General features: G+C 34.6%; 2 protein-coding genes. Both read right to left on the reverse strand.

The features are described from left to right. Window positions 1-2 precede the first annotated feature (2 nt). Window positions 3-5,309 carry a ZmpA/ZmpB/ZmpC family metallo-endopeptidase gene (locus FBF73_RS04935; RefSeq protein WP_240798244.1) on the reverse strand — a complete coding sequence of 1,769 codons (5,307 nt, stop codon included), beginning with the start codon at window positions 5,307-5,309 and terminating at the stop codon, window positions 3-5. Between the two features lie 110 nt (window positions 5,310-5,419). After that, window positions 5,420-10,413, reverse strand: a 4,994-nt coding sequence (locus FBF73_RS04940) for a ZmpA/ZmpB/ZmpC family metallo-endopeptidase (protein ID WP_136937154.1), incomplete at its 5' end; no start/stop codon positions are given.

Below are 10,413 nucleotides of genomic sequence, written 5' to 3' on the forward strand. Positions count from 1 at the left end.
ATTCATTTAAACAAAGGATTAAAGAAACCATCTGTATTTTTTAGTAGGGCTTTGAATACTTTGGATTTCAAGTCCACTGTATTTTTGAAATGATCTTTAATTTTCGGATCTGACATTCCCTCCAGATCTTTGCGAACTGCTTTATCAAATAAAGTGCGTAACTCATCATAGTTGCTAATATGGGTTCCATCAATATCGATAGCCTCAAAACCTTTCTTAGCTTTAACAAGAATTTCCCCGTACCAATGTCTCTTCCACTCTTCAAGGGTTTTAAAGTTTCCTTGCGATACTTTATTAATTATTAGCTTATCGCTTAGTAAACCATGGTTGTTTTTATCTGCTTCTGTTTTGTATTTATTGGATACATAACTGATAAAGCCATTTTCATAACCATAATAGCCCCACATACGGAAAGCATTATGCTTAAATGATAATGAACCAGGTGCACCATCACTCGTATTTCCACCGTAAATACCAGCCATCATATTGACATTCACGTAAGCTGAGTTTGGAGTGAAATCCTCTGGACGATAAATTCCATCCCCTGGATTTCCATGTTTTGTCATAAAATTATTATCGATTAAATCATTGATGCTTGATAACTTTTTAGCTTTTTCTTCTTCATTCAAATCACGAACTTTATCCCATTGATTCGGCGCTTTGAGCTTATTCAAATTGTCAATAGTCCGTATTGCCTTGTCAACTTTCTTGAACCACTTCGTATTAATATCTGGTACCCCTGATTCTAGAACTGCATCTGCTTCTAGATGATCTAGCATCATTAGTGCTTCATTATAGTTTTTCATATATCGATCGATGTCTTCACGAGTTTGAAGCTTATCAGGATTATAATTGTACCATTGGTCACCATCATTTTCACGATGATAGGCCATGTTAAGACCTAGAGCACCATATTCACCGTTACCTGTAGATTTATCAGGTGTTTGCAACATACCTTGAGCATATGCTTCAACGTCGGTGCCTTCACGATGACTATTTCCTCCAAAATATAACATACGGTCATTGACGTGTGTTGTTTCATGTGTAAAGGCTGAAATACCAAACGGACTAATCATATCTGTCACCATAAACAAGACCTTGTCATCATTATTTGGATTAGTGAATATTGAAGCCATAGCGCCCATACGTCCGTCTCTATCATGGTGTCGCCATGTTGGACCATATAATTCACGAATTGGGGCTACAGGGTTACCTTTACTGTCAAATCCTCGACGACCTACAGGAGAACCATTGTAGGTTTGATTATCCCAAACAGGTGTTGGAACCATATTTTGACTCTTGAGCAATCTATCTCGTACACTTGGTAATGCTAAACGTGACCAGAAGTCAAGGTAAGTTTGTTGTGCATGTGCAACCTTATCAATTTCTTTTTTGAATTCATTTCTAGCTTCTTCTGTATGTTTACCATATTTCTCAAATGAACTATAAGCCATTGTATTATATGTTGAAATTAAGAACATATGAGCTTTCTTCAAGTTGAGCAACGGTAAAATCATACGTCCATGAACACTGTTATCTAAACCATCGAACACACGATGACGTTTATCTTTCAACTCTGTATTTGTTGTCTTAGGTTCTGAAACATAAACATTTTTAGCAGAATGGATAAACCAATCGTTAATATCTTTATCCTCAGTGAACAAACGCATGTTGTATTCTAAGAAGTTACGTAAATTACCTTTACCAGTGTTACCTGAGATGATTTCACGGTAAGCATCTTGAGTCCGATCACCCTTCAAGTTCTTTTCACTCGAACCGATGTTGATGAGTCTGTCAATAACACTTGGTGTCTTACCATAAAAGTCAGGTTTAAACATCATGATGTTTTTTATACTCATGTCACCGTATTTGATATCATAGTAACGATTGAGATAAGTCAGAGCCATCATGATTTTAGCTTTATTGGTTTCTACTTTCTTGAGAAGTGCTTTTATCGCAGCTTCATCACCATTCAATTGATGGTCTTCGTTTTCAACAATAGCTTTAACTAGTTTGTCAAGATTTTCTTTCACGTCCGCAAAGCTTTCTTCAAAGAATAAATCTTTAATATAACCATTCTTACGTTCATCCGAATTAGCATTAGGATCTCTAGATGTATCTCGTTTATCCATCAAGGAACGGACTTCTTGTGAAATCAATTCTACACTTGATAATTGAGCTTTAACATCAGCAATCAATTTATCACGATTTTTAACAACCATATTCGGTGTATAGACAACATCACCAAGACCAGATACGCTATATTCACGCACTTGTTGGACTTTAGAATCCTTGAGTGTGACCCCCATTTCTTCTTTTGTACCATCTGCATAGTGAATCATTATTTTATCGATATCCGATAAATCGGTCACGAATTGACCATCCTTCATCCCCGTAACAGAAAGGACTTCTTTCTTAGCTAAGTTTGAATCTTCTGCAAGTTTGTTACCTTGGTTGACAATCCATTCTTTGTTATAAAATGGTTGAAGTTTCTCAATATTACGATAAGCCAAATCACGTTCGGATTTGTAGTCTTGAGTTGATTTGTATTCCTCTGATTTTGGTGCTGTACGGTTAAGCGTATCTTCAGGAAGAGCACTAATTTCAAATCCACTAGCTGTTATATTGTACCCTGTAATTTTCTTATTAGCTTCTTCTAAACTAATTTCTTTAACACGTTTAGAACGTTGATATGAAGAGGCTCCTGTACTCATATCACGAACAACGAAATCATTTTCAAGTCTATTACCTGAGAAGTAACCACCTTCGTCATCTATATTTCTTGAACCATAGAAGATCTCACCTTTAGAAACTTTCACCATTGATACGTTATCTTCAATTTGCCCTAATACCCAGTTAGAACTGATAAACCCACCAACATCAACTGGATTATCAATGTCAATTGTACCTTTAGCAACTGAATGACGAACAGAACCCTCTTTTCCTACAGTGAAATTATCCATACCATTATCAGATTTCGCGACAAGTCCAGCAGCTCTAGCTCGTTTACCTGTGATTGTTACATCAGCATATGCTCTATCTAAGTTACCTTTCCAAATTTCACCAGCAATACCAGCTAAATTCCAATCACGATCACCAACAGCCTGCAATTTACCGATAAATGCTACATTTCTTAACAGGCCACCACGATCAATCTTATTAACAATACCAGCAATACTATTGTTTCCAAGAATGCTACCAGTAACCTTGATATTCTCAACTGTCGCATTTTTAACAGTCTTAGCAAGTGCTGAAATATCATTAATCCAAGGCATATTGATATTAACGTTTGCTAAGTTAATATTTTTAACTGAACCACCTTCGATACCACCGAATAATTGACGTTTCATGTTATGAATTGAATACTGGTTACCTTCTACACTGGTCAATGTACCTCTAAATGTCCCAGGTACATATTCTTTATTAGGCGTTGGTACATTTTCTGCATTCAAATCTGCACCAATTTTAAATGTACCGTTTTTATTAACATTCATAGCGTCTACTAAATCTTTAAAGTTATAGTAGACATTATCTTCTTTAGGATGGGGTTTTTCAATATAATGAACATACTTGTTACGAACCTTCGTTGGGTCTGTATGTTGAATCAAATCTTGCGCTTCAGCAGTGATTTTATAAAGTTTTTTACCTTCTTCTGTCACCTCTTCAATAGAGTCAACAGCTAAACGAGTTACCTTATTATCGCGACTAGTGATTTTTAAGTACATTTTCTTCACATCTTCATCTGAAGGTTTTTCAGTCATGAAATCACTAGGTGTTTCAGTACCATCGTCATTTACCTTCACTAAATTAGTAGATGCGATATTTTTAATTTCAACTTTTTTTAACTCTAAACGTAAAGGTTTTTCATCCAATTTAGAAGTTTCATCACCTTCACCACGGTTGTAAGTCATTGTTGTTGCAATTTTATAATCTTTAAATAAATCCAAACCTTGAATAGCGTCTGTCAATTTTTCTTTAGATAAATCAACTCGCTTAACAACAGTGTCCCCATCTTTAATCTCAGCTATAATGCTCTTGATTTCAGCATTACCTGTATTTTCAAGAGTGTAATCCAATTTAGCTGAACGATCCATCGCATCTTCTGTAACCTTATCTAAAGTCAAAGTTGGAGCAACTTTTGACGTATATTCTGGCAACTCAGCTTGAACTGCGGGTTCGCCTTTTTCAGTTACAACTGCTTCGGGTAAGGCTGGTTGAATCTCAGGTTCGCCTTTTTCAGTTACAACTGCTTCTGATAAGGTTGCTTGCACCTCAGGTTCTCCCTTTTCAGTGACTACAGCTTCGGGTAGGGCTTGTTGCACCTCAGGTTCGCCTTTTTCAGTTACAACTGCTTCTGATAAGGCTGTTTGTACTTCAGGCTCGCCTTTGTCGGTCACGACAGCTTCGGGTAAGGCTGCTTGCACCTCAGGTTCGCCTTTTTCAGTTACAACTGCTTCGGGTAAGGCTGGTTGAACTTCAGGTTCGCCTTTTTCAGTTACAACTGCTTCTGATAAGGCTGGTTGCACCTCAGGTTCTCCCTTTTCAGTTACTACAGCTTCGGGTAGGGCTTGTTGCACCTCAGGTTCGCCTTTTTCAGTTACTACAGCTTCTGATAAGGCTGCTTGAACCTCAGGTTCTCCCTTTTCAGTGACTACAGCTGCTGGTAATTCTGGCTGAACTGCAGGTTCAACCTTTTCAGTGACTACTGCTTCGGGTAAGGCTGGTTGAACTTCAGGTTCGCCTTTGTCTGTCACGACTGCTTCTGGTAACGCTGGCTGAACTGCGGGTTCCCCCTTTTCAGTTACAACAGCTTCTGGTAAAGCTGTTGTAACTTCGGGTTCGCCTTTGTCTGTCATAACTTTGGATTGTTCAACTAGCGAAACCGATGAAACCGTTCTCTCATCAAATTCCAAGTAACCAACATATCTGTAACCAGAAATTTGCAACACACCATCACGTCCAGACTCATGGATGTTAGCATTCAAATTAAGTGCTGAAGTAGTTGATAGTGTAACTAAACCTGTCGCCCCTACAATCAAAAATGTAGCTATTTTTTTATTTCTCTTATCTTTTGTAATAACTACAACAAGACTACCGATGGTCAATAAACCCAATACAGTCATAATAGATTGTGATTGACCAGTATTTGGTAGTGCGTCTTTCTCATAAACCAAAGCATATGATTCTTTTGATTCGTCAGGTCTACCTTGTTTGAGTTGATCACGTTCAGTTTGTGTCAAATTACTATAATCCAAGTAATGATAAGTCGATGCACCAACAACTGACGGTGCAAATAAAAGACTCCCCAAGAATACCGAACCAACAATACCCTTTATTTTCCGAATGGAAAATCTATCTTTTTTTTAATAATGACAATTGTAATCCTCTACCTTTACTTTTTATTTCCTAATAGCAAATACTATTTTTTATTCTCAAAAATTGAATTTCTAAAATCATCGGTTTGATCAAGATAGGCTTTAAAGATTGCCTGTTTAAGTTTATGAACTCTACTTCTTTCTGGATATATATTCACAAGATAATCCTCAGCATCTTCATTGACAGCAGTAGTTATCATTCTTTGAAGATCTTCTATATTTTTTATTGTCACTCTATCTTTTCTGAACCAACTTCCATTTGGGTTATCGAAGCTAATGCTCATTAATTTATTAAATTTAGCTTTTCGTTCTTCATACATTGCTTTTTTGAAATCAACCCATGATTTATATTCATTATTAAACACTTTTTGAAGTACTAACTCATCAGTTACATTACCGATTACTTTACCATATGATGTAATAACATCACCATTGGCTTTTGCTTCTTCCGCATATTGATTAGAAATATATGGTACCATTCCATCTTTAAATCCTTTTGCAGCTAACAATTCAAACGCCATACGACGACCCATTAAATCACCCGGAGTTCCTTTATCATTACTTAGAGCAGAATATATTGGTGAGAATAGTTTAATTGTATAATATCCATTTCGTTTAAAAGTATTGTCATTTCCATTTTCGTATCCTCTTCTTGTAATAACATCATTTTCAATTAAACTATTAAATGAGGTTAATTTGTTAAGTTCACTAGTATTTAAATAACGAATAACATTGGTTGCATAAACTCTACTTCCGTCTGGATCTGTTTCAAATTTATTTTCTATTCTTCTCAACAACTCATTTTTCTTAGAAATATCTAATTTAACAACTGCATTACCTTCTAGATATTCTAGCATATAAATTACATCAAACATATTATGCATATATTTTTGTAAATCTTCTGCATTATTAAATCGTTTTGTAGGATCTTTCACCTGAAGTCTAGTTAGATCTTCTGATTTTTCATATTTCAATATAGAGTTAATCGTAATAGTAGGATCATTTGGATGATCAGGAGCTTGTAACAATCCTTTAGCATAAAACTCTGGTCCAAGTCCATTTCTTCTTCCATATCCTCCTAGATAAATTTCTCTATCTGAGTTATGCGTCATTTCGTGTGTATAAGTTACCGCACCATCTTTATCAAGCATACGATACGCCATATAATAGAATGCATCCCCTGTAGCGTATGCTCCATTAGAATTATGGACAACATTATTTCCCGCTGGGCCGAAGAAATGTTTTATCGCTGGATGATTAGTTTCAAAATTAGCTTCTTGTAACCTATTATCTTCATCATTTCCAAATCTAAATGCATCATAGACTAGAACACTTCTATATAATTTTTCTTTATTTTTATCATCTAGTATTTTATACCAGTAATCATAGTGATCTCTAAATCTAGCTGCCGCTTCTTTTGCTTTTGTCTCAACATAGTTATTTAAATTAGTTCCTGCTGGATGTTCTTTACTTCTATATCTATCATAAGCTCCAAATCCTATAGTCGAAATGTTCGCTATAATAAACACCGATTTTTCAGGTAATGTTAATAGCGGCAAGACCATACTTGGGTATTTCCAAGATGGGCTAGTTAATCTATCATATACTCCAATTGAATATGGACTACCAGCTATTGATTGCTTATCACTTACCTCTTTAATTGTAGATTTTTCTTCTACTATATAAGCTTTAGTTTGTTCTTTAAACCACTCATTATTTGTTTTATCTGGTACAAAAGCTTTTCTATATTTTTCCAAAGCATCAAATAAATTATTAGTTTTATAATTTTTCGCTAATAAAACGTTATAAGTTATAACATTATTTTTCGCTAGTAAATTATTATATCCAGATTTACCTAATTCGATAACATTATCTAACGTCGAACTATTTGATTTACCGAAGAAATCCAAGTGATACATAACTAAATCTTTTGCTTTTGTTTCACCATATTTAAAATTGTACCAACGCTCTAAGTATGTTAATCCTAGAAGTAAGGCTTCTTTATTATTTTTTATTTTCTCAATTACATAATTATCTATTACCTTATTGTTATTTTCCACTATTGCAGCATCCGCAGTAAGTAGTTTCGTTAAACTATCTCTCAAATTATCTTTTGTAGTATTGAATTGTTCTTCTAAATATAGTTCTGTTAAACTAACATCATTTGAAACATCTAATACTTTTCTAATTTCCTTTGATTTATATTCTACACTATTTAATGCTGGTAATACTTCATCTAAAATATTATTATAATTGCGAAGTAATGTATTCGGTGTGTAAATTAATTCTGTATCGCCTATTCTATACTCTGCTACATTTGAAAAATCACTTTGATAATTTACATTAAGTTTCTCTGATGTATTGTCTGCGTAATATAGTAATAATTTATTTATACTTGATTTGTATTTGTTAATATCACTAATTACTTCATTATCTTTCATTGGAACAACTGATAATAATTCTTTATTATAAAGATTACTACTTGACTCTACTAAATTTCCGTACTTAACTATTGTTTCTCTATTATAAAACGGTAATAGTTTTTCTATATTTTTATATACTTTTTCTTTTGATGAAACGGCATTTTCAAGATTTCTATAGTCAGTTACATATCTAGAAGAGAAATTAAAATCTTCTGTTTTAATAGTATTTTTAGATACAAAAGCAGCTTTTTTCTCTCTAATCTGTGCGTCTTCTAATACTTCTCCTCTTTGAACAGTAGAATCCTTAGTTAAGATTTCATCATCTTCTGCTACTACGTTCACAACTTTATTATTTTTGTTGCTATATGTGCCATTTACTTTTATACCATTAAAATTATCACCCGCAATAGCATTACCATTCGTTACATTAACGTCGCTTAATACGTTTGTAAGGTTACCCGAGTTACTTACTTCTGAAGAATCTCTATCCCAAAGATTACCTACAACTCCACCAACTTTACCAAAACGCTGCACATTATTTAGATTCCCTTCAGCATAACTATTTCTAATTAGTGCACTCTTATCTACTGCTCCAGCTATCCCACCAACAACTTGGTCTCCAGTATTGGCATTTGTCGCCATATCAATAGACGCAATCGACTTGTCTATTAATGCTCCCGAACCAGAAAGTTTACCTACTAAACCTCCGATTTGATAACTAGCAACTGTTTTATATGTATTAGTTATTCTGCCTGTATAGCTACTGTTAGAAATAGTAGAATTATTAACTTGTGATACTAATCCTCCTATTCCATGTTCACCAGCTATCGCTCCATCAGCATGAACATTACTAATTGCAGTTCTATTTTTCGCTTCTTTTGCAAGTGTTGCAGCATCTTCTTTTGCTGAAATATTGGCATCTTTTATTGAAAGATCTTTTACTGTAGCGCTATTTAGCACATTAAACAGTGGTTTTTTCAGGTTATATATAGCGTAATACTTATTATTATTTTGCCCTATTAATGTTCCATGAAATTCATTTTTCACATAACTTTCTTGACCATCTGGAAGTTCAAGTTCACGAGCATCCATAGTTGCACCTAAACGGAATGTGCCATTAGGAGTGTTATTCATTGCATCTACTAAATTTTTAAATGATGTATAGACACCAGTTTCACTTTGCTGAGTTTTTGGTAAATAGTAAGTATAATTTTCTAATACATTATTATTTTCATGATGTATCAGATTATTTGCACTTGCTACTATTTTATAAACAGCTCTATTATCTTTATTATCATTAGTAATGCTTGTAACTGGTAGCATCACATCTTTAAAATTCTCTGATTTAACTTTCATGAAGTAATTTTGTGGGTCATTTGGTGCAGAATCTAATGAAGTTACATGACGATACTTATCACCTTCTTTTGAATATAGTTCTACAGAAGATATATTTCTAAGCTCTAATTTCTTATTAACGTCTTCTTCTTTAACATCGTCTTTTTTCTCATCTTTATGACGTTCTAGTGCATCATATGTCGGAGTAATTTCTTTACCATTTATAATACTTCTAATCCAGTCTAATTGTGTTGGAGATAATATTAATCCTCCTGAACGGTTCTTAGCACCATTTTGGTGTACACCAATGACTTCACCGTTAGTATTAAATATTCCTCCACCACTCATACCAGGTTTTCCACCTTGATATTGAACACCGTAGGTATTATTCGCATATTTTTGTTCCATTTCAACTGTAGCATCTTTTAAGTGCGTATATTCCCCACCTGGATATCCATAGACATTTAGTTTGTCATGAATATTTACTTTCGAGTAATTTTCTACTAGATTTACATGTTTTCTTTCTAAAGATTGTGGTAATTTAATCACTGCTAAATCATAGATAAATCCTTTTGGATAATCTTTTTGATTATAAAAATGAATATCCTCTGAAGTAAATGAACCTTTTTGTCCATCAGGTGTTACCCATTCATATGTATTTTTAGACTTTTCTCCTCTAAATTCACCCGTGCTGTTATCTGAAGAATTATTAATGAAATTGTGTGCTACTGTCAATAATACATTAGGTGCTATAAATGTAGCTGAACCAGTTCCAGATAACGCTTGATTACCTTTAACAAAATTCATTCTAAGTAGTGCACTGGCATTTTTTTGAACATTATTCGTTTCTGTTGTATTGTTAGTTTCTTCAGAAGGTTTTGTACTTTCTGATTTCAGCGGCTCGATTTTCCCAGTATATTCTTGAAGTGGGGCTACCTGTTCAGGTTCACCTTTATCACTTACTACTGCTTCTGGTAAAGCTGGTTGAACTTCAGGCTCACCTTTTTCAGTAACAACAGCTTCTGGTAATGCTGGTTGAACTTCGGCTTCACCTTTTTCCGTGACGAAAGCTTCTGGTAACGCTGGTTGAACTTCGGGTTCGCCTTTGTCAGTAACAACAGCTTCAGGTAATGCAGGATGAACTTCGGCTTCACCTTTGTCAGTAACGACTGCTTCTGGTAAATCTGACTGGACTGCAGGCTCGCCTTTTTCAGTAACAACAGCTGCGGGTAATTCAGGTTGGACTTCTGGTGTGCCTTTGTTGGTTACTACAGCTTCTG

This window comes from Streptococcus mitis, assembly GCF_005144795.1.
In the GTDB taxonomy this organism is placed as follows: Bacteria; Bacillota; Bacilli; order Lactobacillales; family Streptococcaceae; genus Streptococcus; species Streptococcus mitis_BB.